Genomic DNA, 24,218 nt, shown 5'->3' with positions numbered 1-24,218 from the left:
TCTTGTAAGCCGGCTTTCGATATTTCTTGCTTTTTCATATCACTAAGTTAAGTGACACACTTTTCTGAACAGACTCCAAATATAGCGGTACATCCTCAGGTCACCACACCTTCTCCAAGGATTTAAATACCTTTGCGAGGAACTAGAAAAGATTCTTTCCACATGGCCATTTCCGCCAACGACCCGAACCGCCAAACCTGGCTTTCCGTCCCCGAGAATTCGGACTTCCCCATTCAAAATATTCCTTTTGGTATGTTCCTGCGGAACGATGAGGCCCTCTGTGCCGGAACTCGTATCGGCGACACGGCGATCAACCTCGGAGCGTTGCAACAACTGGGTTATTTCAGTGGAATAGACCTTCCGGAAGGTATTTTCCTCGAAAACTCACTGAACGCCTACATGGACCTCGGTAAAGTGATCAATCGAGCCGTTAGAGATCGAATCGCCGAGATTTTTGACTCGGGCAACGAAGCGCTCCAGTCGAACGAAGATCATAAGTCGGCGGTGTTGGTTTCCGTAGATGAGATCGAGATGGTGCTTCCGATCGAAATTGGTGATTACACCGACTTTTATTCGAGCAAAGAACACGCTACCAATGTAGGAACCATGTTCCGTGATCCGGACAATGCCCTATTGCCCAACTGGCTGCATATTCCGGTGGGTTACCATGGACGTGCATCTTCTGTTGTGGTAAGTGGGACCGATGTTCGCCGTCCCTTGGGACAAACGATTCTGCCCGATTCAGATACTCCGGTATTCGGACCATCGCGCTTGCTCGACTTCGAAATGGAAATGGCTTTTGTTACACGAACCGGAAAGGGCCTGGGCGAACATATTTCAGTTGAAGAGGCTGAGGACTACATCTTTGGCTTGGCTCTCTTTAACGATTGGAGCGCCCGAGATATTCAAAAGTGGGAATACGTTCCACTCGGACCTTTCCTCGCAAAGAACTTCGCCAGCTCTATATCGCCGTGGATCGTAACGATGGATGCGCTAGAACCGTTCCGTACGGCCGGACCTGCGCAAGATCCCGAGCCCCTACCCTACTTAAAGTTCAGCGGCGACCGCAGTTTCGACATTAGCTTGGAAGTGACCATCCGGCCGCAGGCCGAAAAAGAAACCACTGTGTGTAAGACCAATTTCAAGCACTTGTATTGGAATATGGCGCAACAGCTTGCGCACCACACGGTGAATGGATGTAATGTGCGCAGCGGTGACCTCATGGCGAGCGGAACTATTAGCGGCCCTACGCCGGACGGTTATGGGTCCATGCTCGAGATCACTTGGCGCGGAACCAAGCCGGTGAAGATGTCGGATGGCTCCGAGCGCAAGTTCATTCAGGACGGCGATACTGTGATCATGCGCGGACACTGTGAACGCGATGGAGTGCGCATTGGCTTTGGCGAAGTGAGCGGAACCGTGCTTCATGCGCGCGAAAGCTAAAACCTTGCACATACGGGGCTTTCTTTTGTTACCCTTTTGCTATTTTTACTCATATGCACGAGGCGATTGATTTAGAGCAGGAGAAGAAGGAGATTCGGAATCGCTACCGAGCTTTGCTGCGCAGTGCGAAATACCCGCTGACCAAGGAGGAAAAGAAAACCATCCGAAAAGCTTTCGATTTGGCCATCGATGCGCACAAAGATCAGAGGCGTAAGTCGGGAGAACCCTACATATACCACCCTATTGCCGTGGCACAGATCGTGGCCCGGGATATTGGTTTGGGGCATATCTCTATTGTTTGCGGGCTGCTGCACGATGTGGTCGAAGAGTCGGACTACACGTTAGAGGATATCGAGCGTTTATTTGGCGAAAAAGTAGCGCGGATCATCGACGGTCTCACGAAGATCTCGGGTGTGTTCGATCAAAATGTGAGTGTACAGGCCGAGAATTTCCGGAAGATGCTGCTCACGCTTTCGGATGACGTTCGGGTGATCCTAATCAAGTTGTCGGATCGCCTGCACAATATGCGCACGCTCGAATCCATGGCGCCGCACAAGCAGCGTAAGATCGCTTCCGAAACGCTCTATATATACGCACCTTTGGCGCACCGTTTAGGTCTTTACGCTATAAAGACCGAATTGGAGGATCTCGGACTCAAATATACCGAACCCGAAGTTTACGAAGATATTCAGCAGTGCCTGCGCGATAGCAAGCAAGAGCGCATGCGCTACATTCAGCAATTTTCGTCTCCAATTCGAAGAGCGTTGAACAAGGAGGGAATCGACTTTACCATTAAGGGGCGTCCGAAGAGTATGTTCTCCATTCGGAAAAAGACGCTGAAACAGGGGATCACTTTTGATGAAGTTTACGACAAGTTCGCCATTCGCATTATCGTAAATACCGACACCGACAATGAAAAGGCAGAGTGCTGGAAGGTGTATTCGATCATTACGGACTTCTACAAACCGAATCCGGATCGTCTGCGCGACTGGATCAGCACCCCACGAGCTAACAGCTACGAGTCACTACACACTACCGTTATGGGGCCCCGCGGACACTGGGTTGAAGTTCAGATCCGAAGTGAACGAATGGACGAGATCGCCGAAGTGGGGTATGCGGCTCACTGGCGCTATAAAGAGAATGGTGCAGAAGTCAGCGCCAAACAGCGCGAGAATCAGCTCGAAGGCTGGATCAACAAGATTCGGGATCTGCTGGAAAACCCCGAGGCGAGTGCTATCGACTTCATCGATGATTTTAAACTAAACCTGTTCAGCGACGAGGTCTTTATATTCACACCCAATGGAGATCTCAGAACATTGCCGAAAGGAGCCACCGCTCTCGACTTTGCCTTTGATATTCATACGGAGATCGGGGCAAGTTGTCTGGGAGCCAAAGTAAACGCGAAGCTGGTGCCTTTGAGTTATCAACTCAAAAGCGGTGATCAAGTTGAGATTCTGACTTCCGTAAAGCAAAAGCCCAAGGAGGACTGGATGAATTTCGTGGTGACTGCCAAAGCCAAGACGAAGATCAAGAATGCGCTCAAGGAGGAGAAAAAGGCCATCGCCGACGAAGGAAAAGAGATCCTGATTCGCAAACTAAAGCACCTCAAGGTGCAATTCAACGAAAAGGTTCTGAACGAACTTACTCGTTACTTCAATTTGGCCAATTCACAAGACGTCTTTTACCAGGTAGGCACTGGAGTCATAGACAACAAGCGACTCAAGGCATTTGCCACCGATCGAAGCGGCGGCATTTACAATTACCTGAAATCACGCTTCACACGTAGGTCGAGTTCCAGCATACGATCCGTATCGGAGAACGAATCGGATAAGAAAGACCAAATTCTGGTCTTTGGAGACGATGAAGAACAGCTCGAGTACAAGCTTTCCAAGTGCTGCAATCCTATTTCGGGCGATGATGTATTTGGCTTTTTGACCATCAACCAAGGAATTAAAGTGCATCGGGTCGATTGCCCTAATGCTCTACGCCTTCAGTCGAACTACGCATACAGGATACTCAAAGCCCGATGGGTGAGCTCGGACCGCAGGGATTTCCGAGCCATTTTGACCATCACGGGTATCGACCGATCCGGATTGGTCAATGAACTGACCCGAATCATTTCGAACATGATGAAAGTGAACATCAAGAGCATCAACATTTCGGGAAATGATGGGATCTTCGACGGAACCATTACCGTTGAGGTGCACGACACGCACCACTTGGAACAATTGATTGAAAGGATCAAGAAAATTGACGGCGTTCGGAACGTGACTCGTAGCCTCAAGAAGGAACGCTCCTGATTTCGTACCTTTAGCCCTTAATTCGAACTATCGTGAATAAAGATCATCAAGAGCAAGTTAAACAGGTATTCACGACTTATTTAGAGCAAAATGGTCAGCGAAAGACACCTGAGCGATTTGCCATTTTGAAGGAGATCTACGACCAAAAGGAACACTTTGATGTGGAATCGCTATACATCAAAATGAAGAACAAAAATTACCGGGTATCGCGAGCTACACTGTACAACACGATCGAACTTTTGCTCGATTGCAACTTGGTTCGCAAGCATCAATTCGGAAATAATCAAGCCCAGTATGAGCCTTCATTTTACGATAAGCAGCACGATCATGTGATTTGCACGGACACGGGTGAAGTCATCGAATTCTGCGATCCCCGAATTCAACAGATAAAAGCCTCAATAGAAGACCTGTTTGGTGTCAAAGTTCTGAGCCATTCTCTGTACCTTTACGCCCTTAAAAATGCTCCCGTCGAGGGAGAAACGGAAGAATCATAATTAGCTGAGAACATGTCGGTAGATGTATTACTCGGGCTCCAATGGGGCGACGAGGGAAAAGGAAAAATTGTTGACGTTCTGACCAAGAAATACGACGTGATCGCTCGATTTCAAGGAGGACCCAATGCCGGTCACACCTTGGAGTTCGACGGTATTAAACACGTATTACACACGATCCCATCGGGTATTTTTCATCCCGAAGCCTTGAACGTGGTGGGTAATGGTGTCGTCATCGATCCCGTCATTTTCTGTAGAGAGCTCGAAGGGCTTAAAACGCGCGATGTAAACTTCGCAGAGAAGCTTCTACTTTCGCGTAAAGCTCATTTGATCCTTCCAACTCATCGATTTCTAGACGCGGCTTCTGAGCAAGCCAAAGGGAAAAAGAAGATCGGCTCAACCTTGAAGGGAATCGGGCCAACCTACATGGACAAAACTGGTCGGAACGGGCTTCGCTTAGGCGATGTTGAGCTCCCTGACTTCAAAGAACGCTACGCCACATTGCGTAACAAACACGTTGAAATGCTCAGCCATTTCGACTACGAATACGATCTCGAAGAGGTTGAAGAAGAGTGGTTCGACGGAATCGAAAACCTCAAGAAATTAACTCTGATAGACAGCGAGCAATTCATGGCTGATTGTATTGCCTCCGGTAAGAATATCTTGGCCGAGGGTGCTCAAGGCTCCTTGCTCGATATCGATTTCGGTACCTATCCATTCGTAACTTCTTCGAATACCATTACGGCCGGGGCATGTACCGGTTTGGGTATTGCTCCCAACCGAATCGGTAACGTTTACGGAATCTTCAAGGCATATTGCACTCGCGTAGGAAGTGGACCGTTCCCCACGGAATTGGAAAATGAAGAGGGAGAGCGCATGCGCGTTGCCGGGCACGAGTTTGGATCAACTACAGGGCGTCCGCGTCGATGTGGATGGCTCGATTTACCCGCACTGAAATACGCCATCAATGTGAATGGCGTCACCGAACTCATGATGATGAAGGCCGATGTATTGAGCGGATTGGACACCTTGAAGGTATGTACGAAGTACAAGTACCGTGGTGAAGAGATCGAACATCTCCCCTACTCATTGAATGAAGACTTGATCGATCCCATTTACGACGAGCTACCTGGCTGGAGCGAAGATTTGACCGGAGTAACGAATATATCGGATCTGCCGAAAGCTTTGATCGACTATATCGAATTCATCGAACGCCATTGTGGAGTACCGGTAAAATTGGTCTCCGTCGGCCCTGATCGCGTTCAAACGCTGTACAGGTAAACATCGGGCCGCTAGGCCCAACCAAAATATTCCTTGGACATATCGGCGATGTTTTCCGCGATCGCTAAACTGGCCGTTGCTGCCGGCGAAGGCGCGTTAAGGACGTGGATGCTGTTTCCGCGACGCTCGATTCGAAAATCATCGCGCGTATCGCCATCCGTCCCCAACAATAGTGCCCGTACTCCTGCTCTTCCTGGGCGAATATCTTCCATGGTCAAACTCGGAATCATGCGCTGAAGCGTGCGCAAAAAGAACTTTTTACTGAATGCTCTTCGGTATTCTCCGATTCCGTAGGCCATATTCTTGGTGAAGAGTTTCCAGGTTCCGCCGTAGCTGAGCGCATCCCATGTATCGCGCAAATCAAAATCGGTTTTACCGTAACCCTCGCGTTTGAACGTGAACACGGCATTTGGGCCACATTCGATTTCTCCGTCGGTCATGCGTGTAAAATGCACCCCGAGGAACTGAAATTGCGGATCGGGTACGGGATAAATGAGGTTTTTCACCTTGTGTTTACCCGTTTCGGTCAATTCGTAGTAGTCGCCCCGAAAACCAACCACTTGCTCAGCCAGCTTAACGCTATCGCGTCGCGCCAAACGATCGGCTTGTAAGCCCGCACAGAAGATCAACTCTTTTGCATCGTATTTGGCCTTTGAAGTTATAATCGTCGAGCGCCCATCCAAGTGTTCGATGTCCTTGACTTCCTCACCCAACCTGAGATGGCTTTCGGGATTCTTGGCATCGGCGATCTCGGCCATTTTTACCGTCGCAGCTTTGTAATCGATGATTCCAGTTACAGGCACGTATAATCCGGCAACCCCCTCAACATGCGGTTCGTGCTCCTTGATCTGGGCTCCGGAAATCTTTTCCAGACCTTCGATACCATTTGCGATACCATTTTGATAGATGCGTTCCATATGCCGTAGCTCGCGCTCTTCAGTAGCAACGACCACTTTGCCGCATACATCGTGCGGTATGTTGTGATCTTGAGCAAAAGCAACAAGTGCTTTTCTTCCGAGAACGCAGTTCTTAGCCTTGAGGGAACCGGGCGTGTAGTAAAGGCCGGAATGAATTACGCCTGAGTTATTACCCGTTTGATGGGCGGCCAATTCATTTTCTTTCTCGATAAGGAGGATCCTCTTTTCCGGGTATCTACTTTGAAGTTCGTACCAGGTAGCGGCACCTACGATACCTCCACCAATTATGGCCAAATCGTACATATAGATCTTCGTTAACGACGAACGATCGTAAAAACACGGGATATGTTGAATCCGAAGTAGATGTCACCATCGACCCAGCGTCCGGTCGTTTCGCCAATAAAGGCTGGTTCAAACATACCGCGACTATTGGTCACATGCAACTGAAATACGTGTCCGCCCGTCTCAATATCCACCCCGATCGAAAAGCTGTTGTTATACGGATCATCTTGTTCGAATTGCTGTATGATTCGGTAATGATATTCAGCGTTCAGACTCAAGCGATTCGTGATCTTTAATCGACCGCCAGCTCCAACGGCCAACTGATCGTTATTCATGTCGTTGGTCAAAACCAAGTTATCGTGCATGTATGTTGGAACAACCGCTAATGAAAAGGCCTGGCCGAACTTCCTGGCAAACACAACTTGATGTGCAAAGGACATCCGCTCTACGAAAGATGGTGAGTAGGCATCCTCCGGAGCCCGAAGGCCATTGATGTACATTCCAGAGTACCAGGTTATTGAAAGGGGCATTTCACGAGTACCTGAGCTCTGACGCAGTAGTTTGAACTTTAGGTTTCCCTCGTAGGTCTTCTCAAAGGACGATCGTGCCAAACCCACTTGAATATTATCGGTTATACCGTAGTCGAGGCCCAATCGAATGGTCGCATTGTCGAGACCGAACAAACCGTAAGCTCCATCACTCAACTTCCCAAATCTGTGACTGATAACGAATTTCAGCACGCCCGCACCTACTGTTTCATTGCTCTGAACATTGATAATCCGCGAGTCTTTAAAGGTGGCAAAAGCGCAATTGGTCGTCTTTTCGCCGTCGTCGAGCATATCCATGAGATCGTCTTGCGCAAAGGACGTCACCCCGACAAAAAATGCGACTCCGAGTAGCAATATCTTTTTCATACCATTAATTTTCTTGAGCTCCGGCCTCGATCCAAGCCTCGATCTTGGTTATTTGACAAGGTGCCAATTTTCCCGTAGAAGGCATAAGAAGGGGATCGCCTGCGGCGCGATTTATTCGATCCTGCAACTTTCCATTATCGACCACGGATTTCACCTGGTCGTACTCCGATAGATCCAATTGAGCTGCGGCGAAATTTCCCAAATGACATCCGGCGTAGGCGCAACTTTCACTGATCAGCGGCTCAACATAGCCGGAATAGGTGACTCCGGTGGTATCGCATCCCGAAGGATCGAGATCTTCAATGGAATTGTACGTACAGCTCGATACGAAAGAGACAACCAACACAGTAAAAACGAGTATCCTTCTCATGAATGGCACTTTTGAGTAGAGTTCGATAAATATACGTTCAAACAAAGGCCTTAGGTTTGGAAAGGTTCAAATTAGACCTTTGAAAGATAAGGTTTGAATCGCTTTCGAATAGGTAGCAGAACGAGTATCGACAAAACGAAAAACAAGCTCAACGCCACGACGGACGTACGCATATTCCCCGTGATCGATTCGAGGAGCCCATAGATAAAGGTTCCTAGAATGATCGCCACCTTTTCGGTAACGTCGTAAAAACTGAAAAAGCTGGTGTGCTTAGAGGAATCTTGGGGTAGCATTTTGCTGTAGGTCGACCTGGCAAGAGCTTGCACTCCGCCCAAAACCAGTCCAACGGCCGAGCCTAACGCCAAGAACTTATATTCGACAAGTGGATCATCCGCCCGCAGGGCGAAAGCCACACCACCCATCGACGCCCACACCACTAGCGAAACCATGAGCGCTTTAATGTTCCCGAAACGAGCACTTAAATGCGAAAAAAGTTGTGCCCCGACGATACCGAGTATTTGGATCAAAATGATGGATCCGATCAAATAGGTTGAGTCCAGGTTCAGCTCTTTTTCACCGAACAGACTGGCGACATAGATGATCGTTTGTACGCCAACCGACAAGAGAAAAAATGCCGTTAAGAACCGCTTTACATCGGGCATTGCGGCGAGTTGGTTCCATACTTCACGAAGGGCTTTGTACCCGTTACCTAGAATCGTACGAGTCAGGCGACCCGGCTTGGTTCGATCGGGAAGCCGGCGAAAGGTTACTTGGGCAAATCCGATCCACCAAACAGCGACCATTAAAAAACTGATCCTCGATGCTTGCCCTGAATCTTGAAGGCCAAAAACCTCGGGTTGGAGGATCATCGCTAAATTGAATACGAGCAGCAGGGTGGCTCCGAAGTAACCGAAACTGAAACCCATTGCCGAAGTGGCATCCTGTTGCTCTTCAAAGGCAACTTCTGGCAAATACGCATTGTAAAAGACCAGGCTACCCCAAAAACCAACGCTGGCCACAATGGTCAAAACCAAGGCCAAGGCTACATTTTCACCATTAAAAAAATAGAGCCCTCCGCAGGCCAGCGCTCCAACGTAGCAGAATACTTGAAGGAATCGTTTCTTAGCTCCTGAATAATCCGCAATACCGGATAGGAGCGGGGACAGAAGAGCGACGACTAAAAAGCTAAACGAGAGGCAATAGCTGTAAATAACCGTGTTCTCCCATTCGATACCAAGGAACCGAACCAGATTGTCGTTTTCTCCAGTTGTTACGGCTCCATAGTAGATTGGAAAAACGGCCGTGGCTATGACCAAAGAGTAAACTGAGTTGGCCCAATCGTAAAAGGCCCAACCCCGTCTGGCTCGTTTAGATCCTTTTTGGAAATTAGGCATTCGCCTCTAAAGCACGAATCAGATTCAGTGCCGATCCGGCACTGTACCAGGCGATCTGGTTTTCATTGTACGTGTGGTTTGCAACGATCGTGTCCTTGCTTCCATCACTTTGAACAACTTCGATCGTCAACGGCTTGCCTGGAGCAAAGTCTTTCAAATCAATGAAGTTGAAGGTATCGTCCTCACGAACTTTGTCGTAATCACTCTCATTGGCGAAAGTCAATCCCAACATACCTTGTTTCTTCAGGTTGGTTTCGTGAATACGGGCAAATGACTTCACCAGCACTACTTTCACACCCAAGTGACGGGGTTCCATGGCGGCGTGCTCGCGGCTCGATCCTTCTCCGTAGTTGTGGTCTCCCACCACTACAGTACCAATTCCTTCGGCTTTATACTCACGTTGAGTATCAGGTACAGCCCCGTACTCTCCAGTCAATTGGCTTTTCACCAAATTCGTTTGCTCATTGAAGAAGTTCACCGCACCGATCAACATATTGTTGGAGATGTTGTCCAAGTGTCCACGGAATTTCAACCAAGGCCCGGCCATCGAAATATGGTCGGTAGTACATTTGCCTTTCGCCTTGATGAGCAGTTTCAATCCCTCCATATTTCCGCCATCCCATGGCTCAAATGGAGTTAGTATCTGCAAGCGTTTGCTTTCGGGATCGACTTTCACTTCGATGTTCGAACCATCTTTTGCGGGTTCCCGATACCCGGCATCTTCTACCGCAAATCCGGAAGGTGGCATTTCGATTCCCATAGGCTCATCGAGCTTCACTTGTTCACCATCTTCGTTGGTCAACGTATCCGTGATCGGGTTAAAGGTCAAGGACCCTGCGATCGTAAATGCCGTGGTCAATTCAGGTGAGGCCACGAATGCATGGGTGTTCGGGTTTCCGTCATTTCGCTTGGCGAAATTTCGGTTAAACGAAGTAATGATACTGTTCTTGCGATCCGGATCGTCCATATGACGAGCCCATTGGCCAATACAAGGTCCACAGGCATTTGCCAGAACTACTCCACCCATTTTACCGAAAGTATCCAAGATTCCATCCCGCTCTGCCGTATAACGAACTTGCTCGCTACCTGGAGTAATGGTGAATTCGGCTTTTGGCTTGAGATTTTTATCTATCGCCTGCTGTGCCACAGAGGCCGAACGCGTCAGGTCCTCATAACTCGAGTTGGTACAAGAACCGATAAGTCCAACTTCCAATTTTTCAGGATAGCCATTGTCTTTAACGGCTTGAGCGAATTTGCTCAACGGCCATGCGAGATCCGGAGTAAATGGTCCGTTAAGGTGTGGCTCCAATGTGTCGAGATCTATCTCAATAACTTCGTCGAAGTATTTTTCCGGATTCTCGAATACTCCATCATCGGCGCGAAGGTTTTCTGCGTTTTGATCGGCCAAGTCCGCAACATCGGCACGATCGGTTCCACGCAAATACTCACCCATTTTGGCGTCATAGCCGAAGATTGAGGTCGTTGCACCGATCTCTGCACCCATATTACAAATGGTACCTTTTCCAGTACAGCTCATGCTTTCGGCTCCAGGGCCAAAGTATTCTACGATGGCTCCCGTTCCCCCTTTCACTGTCAAAATACCCGCAACCTTCAAGATCACATCCTTGGCTGAGGTCCAACCGCTCAGTTTCCCTGTCAGTTTAACACCGATGAGCTTTGGAAACTTCAATTCCCAAGGCATTCCGGCCATCACATCCACTGCGTCGGCTCCACCAACGCCAATAGCCACCATACCTAGACCACCGGTGTTCACTGTATGTGAGTCAGTTCCGATCATCATTCCACCCGGGAAGGCGTAATTCTCAAGAACTACTTGGTGGATGATTCCTGCGCCGGGTTTCCAGAATCCAATTCCATACTTGTTCGAAACGGTGGACAAAAAGTCAAAAACCTCTTTATTGATGCTGAGCGCCTTTTCCATATCCGCCACGGCACCTGTTTCGGCTTGAATCAAGTGATCGCAGTGAACAGTAGAAGGAACCGCAACTTTGGCCTTTCCGGCTTGCATGAATTGCATCAAGGCCATTTGGGCCGTCGCATCTTGCATGGCTACACGATCCGGAGCAAAGTTCACATAAGACTTACCGCGCTCAAAGGCTTCGGTGGCTTCACCATCGGTCAAATGTGCGTACAATATCTTTTCTGTTAAGGTCAATGGACGACCAACAACTGCACGCGCCTGGTCGATTCGCGTGGCCATTCGGCTATATACGCCTTGGATCATTTCGATATCGAATGCCATATGGGAACTTTTTTATATTCGTAATTCGTTCTGAGGGACTGCGAAAATAGCAAATTCAGCCCTGTTTTTAAAGCCGGGTGTATCGGCTCTATTCGTAACTTGCTCCTATGAAATTGATCTCGTCCGTCTTTGTCGAAAACGTCCGCCAAGCCATAGGCTCCATCAAGAGTCAAAAATTACGCGCGGGACTCACCATGACGGTCATCGCCATTGGAATTACCGCGTTGGTTGGAATCCTCACCGCAATTGACGTCATCAAAGGGAGCATTACCGATAATTTCGCCCGAATGGGAGCCAACAGCTTTACCATTCAAAACTCCGGTATGACCATCATGTTCAACAATAATGGCATACGCCCAAAAAGACACGAACCCATTAGCATCCGCGAAGCACAGTCTTTTAAGGACCGCTTCGATTTTCCGGCCACGGTGTCCGTTTCGATGATGGCTTCCGGAACGGCACAACTTCAACGGCTCGAAAAAGAGACCAAGCCAAACATGCAGGTAGCGGGGGTGGATGAAAACTATATTCTGACCGGTGGCTATCGGCTCGAGAGCGGACGTAATTTCATCGAGCAAGAGATCGAAGACAATCGCTCCTTTACCATCATCGGACCCGACGTCGTCCAGGCACTGTTCAATGAAACCGAGGATCCGATCGGCCAAACCATCAGTATATCCAAGCAGAAGTTCAAAGTCATCGGTGTTCTGGAATCCAAAGGATCTTCAGCTGGCTTCGGCGGTGATAATATTGCGCTCATCCCCATCCAAAAAGCCCGACAAGTCTACAGCAGGCCCAACCAAAGTTTTCAAATCTCGGTCATGTGCAACAGCACTCAGGACAAAGACACCGCCATCAGCTATGCGAGTGGGCTCATGCGGGCAGTGCGTAAGCAGCATCCAACCGAAGAAGAGAGCTTCAACATTCAACAAAGCGACAACCTCTCCCAACTTCTCATCGAACAGCTTGGAGCCGTGATCTTCGCTACGATCACGATCGCTTTGATCACCCTATTCGGAGCCTCCATAGGGCTCATGAACATCATGCTGGTAAGTGTTACCGACCGTACCCGCGAAATCGGAATCCGCAAAGCCATAGGTGCCAAGGCCAACAACATCCTGCTCCAATTCCTCATCGAAGCCGTAATCATTTGCCAAATCGGAGGTCTCTTCGGAGCCGCCCTCGGCATTATGGTGGGTAACGTGCTCAGCTTCCAGTTCGACGCGCCATTTCTCGTGCCCTGGACTTGGATCTTCACGGCATTCCTCGTTTGTTTGGGCGTAGGTACCGGCGCGGCATGCTACCCTGCCATGAAAGCCGCGCGGCTCGATCCCATCGAATCGCTTCGATACGAATAGTATTTCCTACCTTTCTGTTCATGAATCTATGTCACGCTCTTTTGGTTTTCGGCCTCGCGGCCGGATTCGCAACATCGGCGGAAGATTGGACCCCTCTCAATTCGGATCGACCCGGACACACTTTCTCGAGCTCAACGGCAAATTCCGGTGCTCTCCTGCTCGAATCCGAGTTCGACTGGAACCCTAAAAAAGACCTAGCAGATGAGTTCTCAATACCTATCCTACTCCGATACGGCGTTACGGATCGGCTCGAAGTCAATGCCGGTTCATCGATTTTCTTTGAACCAACCGTACAACGCAGTTCCGCCTTCGAAGTGGGTGCCCGCTTTCAGTGGTTTCAAGGTGACCGCTTTAAAGCCAATCTCCACGGTCGGTTTCAACTCGCGTACCCAAGTAGCGATGCCCGGCTGGCGGTGTCCTGGCTAGGAACCAACTTTACATTCATAGACGGAAAATGGAGTACCAATCTTAGTGTATTCGGATATCATCTAAACCCGAAAGGTTTTGAAAGACGAGATTATGAGCCGTACACGGATATGTCCTTCGTCCTTAACTTCAAATATCAAGCGAACGAAAAATGGAGCGGATATATTGACTATGCTTTGAGTGAATTTTGGTATTCACCACCCTTCCTATCTCAGGAACTGTACTACTTTAAGGGGGTTTCATGGGTCTGTGCACGGCTTATCAACCCAAATCTTCAGATAGACGTAGCTGCCGACATTCCATTTAATTTCGGATTCTCAGCCGGAAAAGTATACGTTTTAGTAGAGTACATTTCGCTCGGAGCGACTTGGCGGATCATTCCCGGCAATAGCAATTCGACGACTAAGTAGTACCATGTTGCCGACAAACCTCAAATTCCCTACATGATTCAACGCATCGCAATTCTTTTTCTCGGCCTCGCGGCCGGATTCGCAACATCGGCTCAGGAATCCATCTCCTCCATAAATTCCGATCGCCCCGGTCAAACCTTCTCCAGTACTGTCGTAAGTCCGGGTGCACTCACCCTTCAATTCGGTATCGAGACCTATTGGACCGGAGCTAGCAATTACTACATGCATACCAACCCTATTCAATTTAGGTATGGTCTTATTAAAAACCTGGAACTCAACGCTTCATTTACACGTAATTTCATTCATGAATTGGGCCTCGATAATGATTTTGACATCGGCGCACGATATCAATTGCTCGACCTCGAAAAGGTGCATCTGAATATTCTCGCGGGCTATGGAACATCTGTCGTTCCAAAATTGAATGATAATGTCTCTACCGTTCGATTCCTTTTTAACTTCGGGATTGATGCCGGGCAAGTGTCCTTTGGAACATCGACCGGCGTAATGATACTTGAAGCCTCCGGTCAATACGAGAGTGGATCAACAATTTATTCCACCCTAAACTTGGCTTACAATCCCAACCCGCGCTTTTCAGTATTCGTGGATTTTCAACTAGTTAATTTTCAACAGTTCAATTCCGGACCGTACGAAAGTCCCAACATCACGAGCTTTTTTGAGTCCGATATGCTACAACTTGGTATGTCGTACCAAGTGTGGAAACCACTTCGATTTGATTTGAATATAGGGACAGACGGTTGGAGCCAAGAATACTCATTTGGACCGGCCATTTCCGACCCGATAAAAGCATCCATCGTGCATACGTCCATGGGCTTAACTTGGCGTATTTTAGCACCCAAAGACTAAAATGGAAAACGCAGCTCAGCAAATAAGGTGGGATCAGCCCTTCTGGCAATACGCACTCATTATTGTTGCCGCCTTCGTGGCCGCGACCATCGTGTCTCGTTTGATCAACTTTTTCCTCAACCGATTCTTCAACTCCAGTTCACTGGTTCTAAAAGTAGATCCTACGCGTTATCGCTTCTTCAAGAATGCCGTAACGGCCTTGATCTACCTTTTGGCGTTCTTCACCGTGATCTACAGCATTCCGGAATTCAAAGCGCTCGGCCTTACCCTATTCGCCGGTGCCGGGATATTCGCTGCGATCGTCGGTTTCGCCTCACAACAAGCCTTTAGCAATATCATCAGTGGACTGTTCATCGTGATTTTCAAGCCCTTTCGTGTAGGTGATCTTATTCAAGTGGGATCCCTCAGATCCGGATTGGTCGAGGACATTACCCTACGCCATTCCGTCATCCGGAACTTCGAAAATCGCCGTATCGTTATTCCCAACTCCGTAATAAGCACCGAAACAATCATCAATTCCACGATCACCGACGAAAAAACGAATACGCAAATCTCCTTATCGGTCTCCTACGACACCGACCTGGACGAGGCCATTGACGTCATCCGAGAAGAAGTACTTAAACACCCCGGTCTTATTGACTGGCGAACACCGGAGGATATTGAGAAAGGCGAAGAAAAGGTGGTCATCCTGGTCATGGGCTTCCTCGACTCCGGAATCCGGCTCCGGATAAACGCGTGGGCCGAAGACTCCATTACCGGATTCATGATGAAAACGGACTTGAACAAGTCCATCAAACGCCGATTCGATGAAGAGGGAATCGAGATCCCCTTTCCCTACCGAACCGTTGTCTATAAAACAGATGTCGACCAAGCCAAGGCTGAGATCCGAAACCGAAAGTCGTGAGCGTCAAACGATTGAGCTATAAGTAGAAATTCGGTAAACCGCCCGGAACCATTGATTACACGGGAATTCACCGGAGTGAACCCATGACCATGGAGCTTATTCGATACGGCGAAGAAGGCTCCGAAACTTTTGTGCTCAATTCGCTCGAAGATTTTAACCAGCACTATCGCGACGGACAAAATCATTGGCTTCGCATATTCGGACTGCACGACACAGACACCCTTCGTGCCGTAGGCACAAAATTCGATATTTCGGACCTCGTACTCGAAGATATCGCCAACGTGCGGCACAGCCCCAAGCGAGAGATCAATGGCGACCAGGCGATCTTTATTCTGAAGTTGTTCAGGATCGACGAAAAAGATGAGCTGGCTACCGAAAACCTGATCATTATCTACAATAAAAAGGTGCTCATTACCTTTTCAGAACGGCACGACTCGCCCTTTGGCCCTCTACAAGAACGCCTTAAACATCCGCAAGGCCGTATCCTCAAGCGAGGACTCGACTACCTGCTTTTTGCGCTGATCGACCTCATTGTCGATTACACTATTCTGATCATCGACAGCTATACCGAGAACATTGACCTGCTCGAGATCGAAGCCTCGCGCGATCGAAAAGGTAAAGTGGTCGAAAACATTATTCAGTACAAGCGAGAGATCGTGCTGATCCTGCGATTCTTTGCGCCACTCGGCCACATGACCGAGGCAAACAAGGATCTCGACGTACTGGTATCGGCAGAGAACCGCTCCTTTTTCAAGGATCTTCACGGAATGATTGGCGCTAATATTCAGCAACTCGAGTTCTTACGTGATACGCTGAGCGATTTGGTGGACATCCATTCTTCGCCTATGGACCACCGTATGAACCGCACGATCTACACACTTACACTCATTTCCGTCATCTTCATACCACTAACCTTCATCGCAGGGGTCTACGGAATGAACTTCGACAACATGCCCGAACTACACAACCCCGACGCATACTACTATGTACTCGGCGTCATGGGTATCATAGCCATAGGCATGTTGCTCTATATGAAGCGTAAAAACCGGTTCTGATTATTATTTCATGATCGGACTGGCACGGTCGCATACCGTAGGGCACGCCGTTGCCGGACCCACCGAAACGCGCATGTATCCGCTCGTCATATCCTTACCATCGGCCGTGGCAACGACTACGTTGGCAGTATTGCCGTCCGAATCGAGCCCAAAGTACAGGCGCACTCCATTGGATCCGCTGTTCGATTTTGATACGTCGTTCATGATCGAAAGGGCTGCATCGCTCACTTCAATGGCCTGAACTGCACCGTTGACTACCGGTGGGTCATTCTGCATGTAGGTCCGATGCAACATTTTCGCTTGCTCAACACCGATACCATCACCACCTTGGTCGAATTTTGGACCGTCCAACGTAAACGAATAAACGCCGAGCAGGGCGGCGCAAGCGAGCACTCCCGCTCCGAAGGACTTCAAATAGACATTCACTTTCATAAAATCTGAGTTAGGTTGTTCCGGTCAAATTAGACAAATAATCGGAGCAAATGGAAAGAGTTCCTATCTTTTGACCGTCATGAACGCGATCTCACGAACCCTCGTAAACTTCCTCGTTTTTTTCTGCGCCTACGGCGCGATGGGTATCGAGCGTCCATTGCCCAACGATCCTTCCTGGCCCGCCATCCTCTCGGCTCCGTCAACCGAAATGCAGCTCGATCTGCTCGGCCAAAAGGCTCGTATCGCAAAATACCTTCACGCTTCCGGCTCTACCATTGACTCCGTGATCGATAGACTACGAGCTCTTCACGACCAGCCAATAGGGCATCGCGAACATACGCGGATCATCGAAATGTATCTCGAATTCGGCCCCCTTTTGACCAAAAGCAAATAAGCACATCGGATGATCGCCGAATGGGAATCGCGAACCTCTGACTTTCCTAAAAAAGCGTGGTACGCTCATTTCTTCAGGTCTCAATTGTACGATGCCACCTACAAGTTCGATAGAGCCGTTACGGAAGGACTAGCCGCTTTGAGTCAAGCCCGGATCTTGGGAGACTCCGTTTTAGTAGGCTGGAGCTATACGCAACTGGGGCAGGCCGCTGAAAACAACAACCAACAAGTTCCGGCACTCACCTACTTTCTCATCGGCGAAGAGGTCATCAAACGATTTGGCAACGATCGTAGCTTGTTCAAACACTACGAGGAACTGCGCGACTTTTACGTTCGGTTGGGCGAAATTGACGAAGCGTACCGCACAGTGGAACTTCAATCTGAGCTGATCGAAAAAAGCGATGAATTCGACCGCATCGATCAGTACCTTCTCGACTATTGGAAGCTGTACGTGAGTATCGAAGCCGGATATTTAGATGACTACCTCGATGAACTCCTCAACCGCATACACAATTTCGAAGATCAGGGATACAACTACCAACTCGCGAATACCTAAGCCTGTACAGAACCCAGCTCATTAGAAATGAAGACTTTCAAGGGTTGTATGAGTTGTGCCGCGACATCCTTCCCGACGAACTCGAAGAAACTCGGGTCACCGCGCCATACCCGTATTATAGACTCCGGGCTTATTTTAAGGAAGCTCAAGGTCAAATAGACAGTGCTTCGTATTTTTGGCAAAAGGCAAGTGCCGAAATGGCCGCTCAGCCCGATCTCTACCGAAAGGCCAATTTTTACATCCGCATGGGCGAATTCTACGAACGACAATTGGAGTTCGAACGGGCCGCGCACTTCTTTGACATCGGAGCTCAGTACAGTCGAGAATCGCGCTTTGTTCCTTTTTTGTTGAGAGCCGTGGCCGGACTCGAGCGAATGCGTTTGGTTGAAGGAGATTATCGCAGTGCCTATGCCCTGGCCGATGAACGCCATGCACTCGAAGACAGCATCCAAAAGATCAACGAAAAAGAAAAGCTCGCGCTCGCCGAAGTACTCCACGAAATGCGGCTCGAGCAAAGCCGCCAAGCCGCACAACTGCGCACCGAATTGCTTCGATCGTGATCTTTTGGCTTCGGTTTCGCCTTAATTGTACTGCTGAGCGGACTTATCTTCTACCAATTCCATCAAACCCGACGCGAAAAAAGTAGAAGCGATAGCCTCTTGCTGAACATCCTACCTGTCGAAACAGCCAACGAGCTCAAAGAACACGGCAAAACCACCGCCTGCGATTCGATCAAGTGACCATCCTATTCGCCGATTTTGTCGGATTCACCACCCTCTCAGAACGCCTGTCTCCAAGTGAACTCGTAACGGAGATCGATAGCTACTTCCGCGCTTTCGACCGAATTTGCCAAACCTATGGCCTCGAGAAAATAAAGACCATCGGAGATGCCTATCTCGCCGTAGGCGGAATGCCCGTCGAAAATAAAGCTGCCGCTGCAGATGTTGTGCGAGCTGCCCCGGCCATGCGCGACGAGGTCGATGCCATTAATGAACTGCGGCCCGACAGATCACTTGCCGTGCGTATCGGTCTGCATACGGGAGATGTCGTGGCCGGTGTAGTTGGAACCATGAAATTCCAGTACGACGTTTGGGGCGATGCCGTGAATACTGCGGCGCGGATGGAACAAAACAGCGAGCCGGGAAAGGTCAACATCAGTCAAACGACCTTTGACTTGGTTCGAGATTCCTTTAAAACTAGGCATCGCGGACGCATTGAAGCGAAGAATAAAGGGCTTATGGACATGTACTTCGTCGACCACGCCGGTCAATAAATACTCGGATTGTACTTTTCAGGGTAGCGCCCCGCCTTATCGCGGTAAAAATCTTCAATATGCGCCATATCGGTTTCAAAATCTCCCGTAGGGTAATAAACCGGACCGATACCGGCGATGCGCTTTTCGTAATCGACATAGCCCAACACGATCGGAACCTCGGCCTGAATAGCGATGTGATAGAATCCGGTCTTCCACTTATCGACGCGGGAGCGAGTGCCTTCGGCCGGAACCAAGATCACCATTTCGTCATTTTCTAGGAGTTGCTCAATAGCGAACGAAGTGAGGTTTCCACGTCGACTTCGATCGACCCCAATAGCACCAGAAGCGCGAAATAAAAAGCCGAATACAGACCGGGTGTAGGCGTCCTTGATGAAATACCGCATACGAATACCGATGTACCAGAACGACAGTATGGCAATGGAGTAATCCCAGTTACTGGTATGCGGTGCAGCCACCATGACCATTCGTTTGAGTTCCTTGGGAACCGACCCGCTGATCTTCCAACCGAAAAGTCCCAGAATGGTCTTTCCTAACCACTTCTTCATGATTCTTCGAAATAATCGTCCTTGAATCCGATCAAATATACTTTTTCCGTAGCACGCGTTATGGCCGTGTAAAGCCAACGCAAGTAGGCGATATCGGGTTCGCCGGTGGGCAGGTAGGCCTGCTCAACGAAAACGTGTTTCCACTGACCACCCTGCGCCTTATGACACGTGACGGCGTATGCGTACTTGACCTGCAAGGCCTGGTAATATTCGTTTTGCTTGATCTTTTGCCTCTGTTGGTATTTAGATGGAATATCGGCGTAATCCTCTTTTACGGCTTGGTGAAGTCGTTGGCTCGAATCGCGATCAAGGCTTGGGCCGTCGACCCGCAAAGTGTCGAGCAGGAGCATCACGTCTTGCTCTTCCATATCCGGGTAGTCCACGAGTCGAACGGTCGCTTCGGCAAACTGAAATCCGTATAACTCCCTGATGCGGCGCACGGCCATCACCTCTGCGATGTCCCCGTTGGCGATGAAGTTGGAACGCTTATTTCCTTCGAGCCAGAAGTAGTTGTTTTTGACCACCATAAGGTAATCCCCTGCACTGAGATCGGTGTCTTGCCAACGAATGCGCGCTCTAATTTGTCCGTTATACAGGTTAGCGCGTTTATTGGATCTGCAAATGACCACGGTGTTGTCCACCCCATCTTCATAGGCCTCGTTGAGTGCCTCTTCGAGTTCAAATCCCTCTCGGATCCGAATGAAGTCGGGAAAGTTCTCAATCGAAAATCGCGGTACTTCGGGTTCATCGATCTCGATGATACGCCGTACCTCGGTCGCATTGAAGAGAATGCCCGAATCGAGCCGTTGGCGCACCACTTCGGTAAGCCGATGCTCTGTGATCTCTCTGTCGTAGCGAGCACCCAGGTACTCGGGGTCCAACGCAGGACTGAGGTCGCTGTGTACGGGCGGAAGCTGCGCCTCGTCGCCAATAAACAGCAGTTTGCAATTAACTCCCGAATAAACGTATTCCACCAGATCGTCGAGCAGGGAATTTTCACCGACTCCGCCCGATCCCGTGATCATTGAAGCTTCGTCTACAATGAAAATGGTGTTAGTGTGTTTGTTTTCGAGACGTTCAAAAAAGACGCCTCCTTGGCGAGTAACCCGAGGAACGTAAATTTTTCGGTGAATGGTTTGAGCCGATTTACCGGAATACAAAGACATCACTTTGGCCGCCCGCCCGGTTGGAGCGAGGAGCACGGTTTTCCTTCGCACCATAGGTGCAGATAATACTACGGACCTCACCGCGGTCGTTTTACCGGTACCGGCATATCCCTTTAAAAGGAACAATCGGCGGGGGTTTAGGTCCAGCATGAAGTCGGCCAGCCGGTCGAGTAGTGCGTCCTGTTCCGCTGTGGGCGTGAATCCGAACGAGCGGAGCAATTGTGTTTTCAGGGCTGCGCCCTCCATAGTTTAACTTTCTGTTAAGCCCAAAGATAGGGTGCTTCAGGGCCATTAAGGCAAGCTTTCGGTTTAAAAAAAATTGTAGATTTGCTCCACATCAAATACCCTATACGTTCATGAGAACGCTCATACTCAAAGTAGTTTTAGTTATCGTCGCCCTAGGTTTGGCGTATTGGTTGTACGAGATCATTCAAGCTCCTATCCGCTTTGAACAGCAGAAAAACCGCCGTATGGAGGTGGTGAAGGAAAAGCTGATCACGATTCGCACCGCCCAATCGGCTTTTAAAGAAGTGAACGGTTACTTCAGTCCAAACTTCACCGACCTGGTCGCCTTTTTGGATACCGGTGAGTTTACCCTTTTGCAACGACGCGATTCGAGCTTTGAAGCGTTCAATGATCTGTACCAAATGATGGAGATCCGCGATACCGTGGTGATCGACACGCTGGGATACAAATCGATCAAAGACTCCTTATTCGCAGGCTACGACCTCAACAGCATGAAGACCATTCCTTTCTCGGGCGGAAAAGAGTTCGCGATGGACGCTGGTCGTTTGGAGAAAGAGGGTGGATTGGTCGTTCAAGTGTTCGAAGCACGCGCTCCAAAAGAGGAGTATTTGAAAGGATTGGACCGCACCTTGATCAATACCCAAGCAAAGGATTTGCAGGTGGGCTCCCTTACCGAAGCGACATTAGGTGGAAACTGGCAGTAAAATAAAGGCGAAGGCCGATTTTATTGACCAGACCCAATTAAGAAATTCGCATCCCAAGCACAGGTCCATCCAGCTCGACTCGGATGGACTTTCTTTTTCGATATTGGATCTGGAAAAGAATACCTATATCGGTGTGCGCGAGTACGACTTTAAGGCCACCGATCGGCTGCAAGTGATTTGGGAGCGCTACCAAAACTTGCGCGAGCAGGACGAGTGGTTGCGGACCGATACACACAGCCAAAGCATGGCCTGGAATTTTGGAGTTTCTACACTGATCCCCAATGCTTTCAGCTCCCCGATGGCCGAAAAGACCCTTCGTAATTTCGTTCAACCTTTACTCCCGAGTGATGAGCTGTTCAGAGATGACCTTCCGGCCGTTGAGGCCGGGAATGTTTACCCCCTACCGAGTTCGTTACACGAGCATTTTAAGGGAGTGAAGGTAGTACACGGAACCACTCCCTTTCTCGAGGGCATGCTGCGTAGATTTCAAAACGACGAGGCTTCGCGAGTGCTCGTGAATATCGAAAATCGTCAATTCACCTTGTTGGTGCTCATCGACCGAAAGCTGCAGCTCTTTAATCGCTACCCTTTCCAAACCTCCGAAGACCTTATCTACTACCTGCTCTTCGCCATGGAACAGCTCAACCTCAACCCTGAGGAGGTGCCCCTAACCCTCTACGGAAGCATCGAAAAGCACTCGGCACTCTACGAGATCGCCTACAAGTACATTCGTAATGTGGATTTGGGCCTACGGCCCGATGGGTTCGTATACGCCCCCATTCTCGATAGCGTCGCGCCACAGCACTACTACGGACTCTTTCAGCAGTACCTATGCGTATCATAAGCGGCACCTATAAAGGGCGTCGAATATCGGCCCCAAAGAACTTGCCCGTTCGCCCCACTACCGATAGAGCCAAGGAGGCTTTGTTCAACATCCTCGGTCATCGGATCGATCTGTACGAAAGCAAGGCACTCGACTTCTTTGCCGGAATAGGTAGCATCAGCTTAGAATTGATCTCGCGGGGTTGTCCGGATGTCACAGCAGTCGATAAGCATCGCGATTGTACCATTTTCATAGAAAGCACCGCCAAGGAGCTCGGCATGGAAGGCCTGCGTGCCAGTCGGTCCGATGTCTTCGTTTTTGCCCAGCGCACTCCGGAGAAGTACGACTTCATCTTTGCGGATCCGCCCTACGATTTAATGCGAAGTGATGAACTGGTGAATATCATAAGCCAACGATCTCTATTGAATTCAGGAGGTTTACTCATCATTGAACACAGCGACAAAGAAGACCTAAGTGAGGTTTCGGGCTTTACGGAGCACCGCCGATACGGACACGTGAATTTCTCTATCTTTGAGATATGAACAGAGTAGCCGTATTTCCCGGGAGCTTTGATCCCATCACCAACGGGCATGTCGATATCGTGCAACGAGCGGTCGGACTATTCGATAAGATCATCATTGCCGTTGGGCAGAATGCCCGGAAGAAGTACATGTTCAGTCGCAAGGAGCGTATGAAGTACATTCACATGGCCTTTGAAGGTGTAGATGAGATCGAGGTGGCGCAATTCGAAGGGCTTACGGTCGAGTTTTGCCGATCGGTGGGAGCGCAATATATCCTGCGCGGACTTAGGAATCCGGCCGATTTTGAATTCGAAAAGGCCATTGCCCAGGCCAACCGGATGATGAATAACCGGTTCGAAACAGTGTTTTTATTGACCGACCCTGAATTCTCGGCGATCAGCAGCAGTATTGTCAGAGACATCTTCCGCAACGGAGGCGATGTCTCTATGTTTGTGCCTGTAACAATCGGCTGATATTGGCGTAGGTGTTTTCCCAAATCTCGGGCCATCTTTCGCGTTCCATCCAAACCACTTCCTCTATACCCTCTTCTGTTTGTGGAATCAATTTCTCAGTTCCCGAACTCCTCAAGGTACACCAATAGGCCACCTTTAAGATGGGTTGTTCACCAATGCGGTACGTGTGATAGGTAGGGAAAATAGGTTCACCGAGGGCGAGATCAGTGATGCCGCACTCCTCTTCGACCTCGCGCAGTGCAGATTGCGCCGGTGATTCGCCCGGTTCCATTTTCCCCTTGGGAAGGTCCCACTTGCCCCATCGATTGATCACGAGTAGCTCGTTCCTGTATCAGCCCCTTAAAGGGCTGGACAGATTTTCTAAAACAGTTTAGGAGATTTAAATTTAGAAGATTATGTCAAAGAGAAGAA

At 49.3% G+C, this 24,218-nt stretch carries 25 protein-coding genes and 1 pseudogene; 17 read left to right on the top strand and 9 right to left on the bottom strand.

All coding sequences use genetic code 11. The annotated features are described in order from the left end of the window. Positions 1-162: 162 nt before the first annotated feature. Genes fahA through J4F31_07100 form a run of 4 tightly spaced genes read left to right on the top strand, consistent with a single transcriptional unit; the run spans position 163 to position 5,515 of the window. Positions 163-1,443, top strand: coding sequence for a fumarylacetoacetase (fahA, locus tag J4F31_07115; GenBank protein MCE2496329.1), 1,281 nt, complete (start codon positions 163-165; stop codon positions 1,441-1,443). 53 nt (positions 1,444-1,496) lie between these two features. Next, positions 1,497-3,743: a bifunctional (p)ppGpp synthetase/guanosine-3',5'-bis(diphosphate) 3'-pyrophosphohydrolase gene (locus J4F31_07110; GenBank protein MCE2496328.1), complete on the top strand. Its 2,247-nt coding sequence runs from the start codon at positions 1,497-1,499 to the stop codon at positions 3,741-3,743. A 29-nt stretch (positions 3,744-3,772) separates the two neighbouring features. Continuing rightward, a complete protein-coding gene (locus tag J4F31_07105; protein ID MCE2496327.1) occupies positions 3,773-4,237 on the top strand; it encodes a transcriptional repressor in 465 nt (154 codons plus the stop codon). A gap of 12 nt (positions 4,238-4,249) precedes the next feature. Further along, a complete protein-coding gene (locus J4F31_07100; GenBank protein ID MCE2496326.1) occupies positions 4,250-5,515 on the top strand; it encodes an adenylosuccinate synthase in 1,266 nt (421 codons plus the stop codon). An 11-nt stretch (positions 5,516-5,526) separates the two neighbouring features. Here the strand turns inward: J4F31_07100 and lhgO are convergent, their stop codons facing one another. The 5 genes from lhgO to J4F31_07075 all read right to left on the bottom strand — a co-directional run bounded on the left by lhgO (position 5,527) and on the right by J4F31_07075 (position 11,655). After that, positions 5,527-6,735, bottom strand: a complete 1,209-nt coding sequence (gene lhgO / locus J4F31_07095; GenBank protein MCE2496325.1) for an L-2-hydroxyglutarate oxidase — start codon at positions 6,733-6,735, stop codon at positions 5,527-5,529. An 11-nt stretch (positions 6,736-6,746) separates the two neighbouring features. Then, a complete protein-coding gene (locus J4F31_07090) occupies positions 6,747-7,628 on the bottom strand; it encodes a hypothetical protein (protein ID MCE2496324.1) in 882 nt (293 codons plus the stop codon). A 4-nt stretch (positions 7,629-7,632) separates the two neighbouring features. After that, positions 7,633-7,998 (bottom strand): hypothetical protein, encoded by a 366-nt coding sequence (locus tag J4F31_07085; protein ID MCE2496323.1) that lies wholly within the window; start codon positions 7,996-7,998, stop codon positions 7,633-7,635. A 71-nt stretch (positions 7,999-8,069) separates the two neighbouring features. Continuing rightward, on the bottom strand, positions 8,070-9,392 hold the full coding sequence (locus J4F31_07080) for an MFS transporter (GenBank protein MCE2496322.1): 1,323 nt from the start codon (positions 9,390-9,392) through the stop codon (positions 8,070-8,072). Next, positions 9,385-11,655: an aconitate hydratase gene (locus J4F31_07075; protein MCE2496321.1), complete on the bottom strand. Its 2,271-nt coding sequence runs from the start codon at positions 11,653-11,655 to the stop codon at positions 9,385-9,387. Before J4F31_07075 ends, J4F31_07080 begins: the two co-directional genes overlap by 8 nt. A gap of 113 nt (positions 11,656-11,768) precedes the next feature. Between J4F31_07075 and J4F31_07070 the strand changes: the two genes are divergently transcribed. From J4F31_07070 to corA, 5 genes are all read left to right on the top strand, one after another. Next, positions 11,769-13,013, top strand: a complete 1,245-nt coding sequence (locus J4F31_07070) for an ABC transporter permease (protein ID MCE2496320.1) — start codon at positions 11,769-11,771, stop codon at positions 13,011-13,013. Positions 13,014-13,033: 20 nt separating this feature from the next. Next, positions 13,034-13,849 (top strand): hypothetical protein, encoded by an 816-nt coding sequence (locus tag J4F31_07065; GenBank protein ID MCE2496319.1) that lies wholly within the window; start codon positions 13,034-13,036, stop codon positions 13,847-13,849. Positions 13,850-13,882: 33 nt separating this feature from the next. Beyond that, on the top strand, positions 13,883-14,713 hold the full coding sequence (locus tag J4F31_07060; GenBank protein ID MCE2496318.1) for a hypothetical protein: 831 nt from the start codon (positions 13,883-13,885) through the stop codon (positions 14,711-14,713). Position 14,714: 1 nt separating this feature from the next. Continuing rightward, complete coding sequence (locus J4F31_07055; protein ID MCE2496317.1) at positions 14,715-15,617, top strand: mechanosensitive ion channel family protein; 903 nt, start codon at positions 14,715-14,717, stop codon at positions 15,615-15,617. An 89-nt stretch (positions 15,618-15,706) separates the two neighbouring features. Then, on the top strand, positions 15,707-16,672 hold the full coding sequence (gene corA / locus J4F31_07050; protein ID MCE2496316.1) for a magnesium/cobalt transporter CorA: 966 nt from the start codon (positions 15,707-15,709) through the stop codon (positions 16,670-16,672). 3 nt (positions 16,673-16,675) lie between these two features. Here the strand turns inward: corA and J4F31_07045 are convergent, their stop codons facing one another. Beyond that, positions 16,676-17,104 carry a hypothetical protein gene (locus J4F31_07045; GenBank protein ID MCE2496315.1) on the bottom strand — a complete coding sequence of 143 codons (429 nt, stop codon included), beginning with the start codon at positions 17,102-17,104 and terminating at the stop codon, positions 16,676-16,678. 79 nt (positions 17,105-17,183) lie between these two features. Here J4F31_07045 and J4F31_07040 point away from each other — a divergent pair, with 79 nt between their 5' ends. From J4F31_07040 to J4F31_07025, 4 genes are all read left to right on the top strand, one after another. Next, entirely contained in the window at positions 17,184-17,498 is a 315-nt protein-coding gene (locus tag J4F31_07040) for a hypothetical protein (protein MCE2496314.1), read from the top strand. A gap of 9 nt (positions 17,499-17,507) precedes the next feature. Next, entirely contained in the window at positions 17,508-18,053 is a 546-nt protein-coding gene (locus tag J4F31_07035) for a hypothetical protein (protein MCE2496313.1), read from the top strand. A gap of 44 nt (positions 18,054-18,097) precedes the next feature. Then, positions 18,098-18,613: a hypothetical protein gene (locus J4F31_07030; GenBank protein ID MCE2496312.1), complete on the top strand. Its 516-nt coding sequence runs from the start codon at positions 18,098-18,100 to the stop codon at positions 18,611-18,613. Between the two features lie 176 nt (positions 18,614-18,789). Continuing rightward, complete coding sequence (locus tag J4F31_07025; GenBank protein MCE2496311.1) at positions 18,790-19,326, top strand: adenylate/guanylate cyclase domain-containing protein; 537 nt, start codon at positions 18,790-18,792, stop codon at positions 19,324-19,326. Here the strand turns inward: J4F31_07025 and J4F31_07020 are convergent. Together J4F31_07020 and J4F31_07015 are read right to left on the bottom strand one after the other, a co-directional pair. Continuing rightward, on the bottom strand, positions 19,320-19,874 hold the full coding sequence (locus tag J4F31_07020; GenBank protein ID MCE2496310.1) for a 1-acyl-sn-glycerol-3-phosphate acyltransferase: 555 nt from the start codon (positions 19,872-19,874) through the stop codon (positions 19,320-19,322). The genes J4F31_07025 and J4F31_07020 overlap by 7 nt on opposite strands. Continuing rightward, positions 19,871-21,286: an AAA family ATPase gene (locus J4F31_07015; protein ID MCE2496309.1), complete on the bottom strand. Its 1,416-nt coding sequence runs from the start codon at positions 21,284-21,286 to the stop codon at positions 19,871-19,873. The genes J4F31_07020 and J4F31_07015 overlap by 4 nt, the downstream gene beginning before the upstream one ends. 110 nt (positions 21,287-21,396) lie before the next feature. Between J4F31_07015 and J4F31_07010 the strand changes: the two genes are divergently transcribed. The 4 genes from J4F31_07010 to coaD are packed head-to-tail and all read left to right on the top strand — an operon-like array spanning position 21,397 to position 23,807. Then, complete coding sequence (locus tag J4F31_07010) at positions 21,397-21,990, top strand: hypothetical protein (protein ID MCE2496308.1); 594 nt, start codon at positions 21,397-21,399, stop codon at positions 21,988-21,990. Further along, on the top strand, positions 21,974-22,834 hold the full coding sequence (locus tag J4F31_07005) for a DUF3822 family protein (protein MCE2496307.1): 861 nt from the start codon (positions 21,974-21,976) through the stop codon (positions 22,832-22,834). Before J4F31_07010 ends, J4F31_07005 begins: the two co-directional genes overlap by 17 nt. After that, positions 22,822-23,355 carry a 16S rRNA (guanine(966)-N(2))-methyltransferase RsmD gene (gene rsmD, locus J4F31_07000; protein MCE2496306.1) on the top strand — a complete coding sequence of 178 codons (534 nt, stop codon included), beginning with the start codon at positions 22,822-22,824 and terminating at the stop codon, positions 23,353-23,355. The genes J4F31_07005 and rsmD overlap by 13 nt, the downstream gene beginning before the upstream one ends. Further along, complete coding sequence (gene coaD / locus J4F31_06995; GenBank protein MCE2496305.1) at positions 23,352-23,807, top strand: pantetheine-phosphate adenylyltransferase; 456 nt, start codon at positions 23,352-23,354, stop codon at positions 23,805-23,807. Before rsmD ends, coaD begins: the two co-directional genes overlap by 4 nt. Here the strand turns inward: coaD and J4F31_06990 are convergent. Further along, positions 23,779-24,129: pseudogene (locus J4F31_06990) on the bottom strand (NUDIX domain-containing protein). The gene coaD and the pseudogene J4F31_06990 sit on opposite strands and share 29 nt — an antisense overlap. Positions 24,130-24,218: the final 89 nt, after the last annotated feature.

The sequence above is a fragment of the Flavobacteriales bacterium genome (assembly GCA_021296215.1).
Taxonomy (GTDB): domain Bacteria; phylum Bacteroidota; class Bacteroidia; order Flavobacteriales; family ECT2AJA-044; genus ECT2AJA-044.
The sequence above is the reverse complement of the archived record's forward strand: the minus strand, read 5'-3'. Positions and strand labels throughout refer to the sequence as shown.

Excerpts from the sequence above, each read along its gene's own strand:
- J4F31_07085 (MCE2496323.1), bottom strand. The coding sequence starts at position 7,998 with ATGAGAAGGATACTCGTTTTTACTGTGTTGGTTGTCTCTTTCGTATCG.
- fahA (MCE2496329.1), top strand. The coding sequence starts at position 163 with ATGGCCATTTCCGCCAACGACCCGAACCGCCAAACCTGGCTTTCCGTC.
- J4F31_07015 (MCE2496309.1), bottom strand. The coding sequence starts at position 21,286 with ATGGAGGGCGCAGCCCTGAAAACACAATTGCTCCGCTCGTTCGGATTC.
- J4F31_07090 (MCE2496324.1), bottom strand. The coding sequence starts at position 7,628 with ATGAAAAAGATATTGCTACTCGGAGTCGCATTTTTTGTCGGGGTGACG.
- J4F31_07080 (MCE2496322.1), bottom strand. The coding sequence starts at position 9,392 with ATGCCTAATTTCCAAAAAGGATCTAAACGAGCCAGACGGGGTTGGGCC.
- J4F31_07110 (MCE2496328.1), top strand. The coding sequence starts at position 1,497 with ATGCACGAGGCGATTGATTTAGAGCAGGAGAAGAAGGAGATTCGGAAT.
- J4F31_07100 (MCE2496326.1), top strand. The coding sequence starts at position 4,250 with ATGTCGGTAGATGTATTACTCGGGCTCCAATGGGGCGACGAGGGAAAA.
- coaD (MCE2496305.1), top strand. The coding sequence starts at position 23,352 with ATGAACAGAGTAGCCGTATTTCCCGGGAGCTTTGATCCCATCACCAAC.
- J4F31_07065 (MCE2496319.1), top strand. The coding sequence starts at position 13,034 with ATGAATCTATGTCACGCTCTTTTGGTTTTCGGCCTCGCGGCCGGATTC.
- J4F31_07060 (MCE2496318.1), top strand. The coding sequence starts at position 13,883 with ATGATTCAACGCATCGCAATTCTTTTTCTCGGCCTCGCGGCCGGATTC.
- J4F31_07055 (MCE2496317.1), top strand. The coding sequence starts at position 14,715 with ATGGAAAACGCAGCTCAGCAAATAAGGTGGGATCAGCCCTTCTGGCAA.
- J4F31_07020 (MCE2496310.1), bottom strand. The coding sequence starts at position 19,874 with ATGAAGAAGTGGTTAGGAAAGACCATTCTGGGACTTTTCGGTTGGAAG.
- rsmD (MCE2496306.1), top strand. The coding sequence starts at position 22,822 with ATGCGTATCATAAGCGGCACCTATAAAGGGCGTCGAATATCGGCCCCA.
- corA (MCE2496316.1), top strand. The coding sequence starts at position 15,707 with ATGGAGCTTATTCGATACGGCGAAGAAGGCTCCGAAACTTTTGTGCTC.
- J4F31_07075 (MCE2496321.1), bottom strand. The coding sequence starts at position 11,655 with ATGGCATTCGATATCGAAATGATCCAAGGCGTATATAGCCGAATGGCC.
- J4F31_07010 (MCE2496308.1), top strand. The coding sequence starts at position 21,397 with ATGAGAACGCTCATACTCAAAGTAGTTTTAGTTATCGTCGCCCTAGGT.
- J4F31_07040 (MCE2496314.1), top strand. The coding sequence starts at position 17,184 with ATGAACGCGATCTCACGAACCCTCGTAAACTTCCTCGTTTTTTTCTGC.
- J4F31_07035 (MCE2496313.1), top strand. The coding sequence starts at position 17,508 with ATGATCGCCGAATGGGAATCGCGAACCTCTGACTTTCCTAAAAAAGCG.
- lhgO (MCE2496325.1), bottom strand. The coding sequence starts at position 6,735 with ATGTACGATTTGGCCATAATTGGTGGAGGTATCGTAGGTGCCGCTACC.
- J4F31_07045 (MCE2496315.1), bottom strand. The coding sequence starts at position 17,104 with ATGAAAGTGAATGTCTATTTGAAGTCCTTCGGAGCGGGAGTGCTCGCT.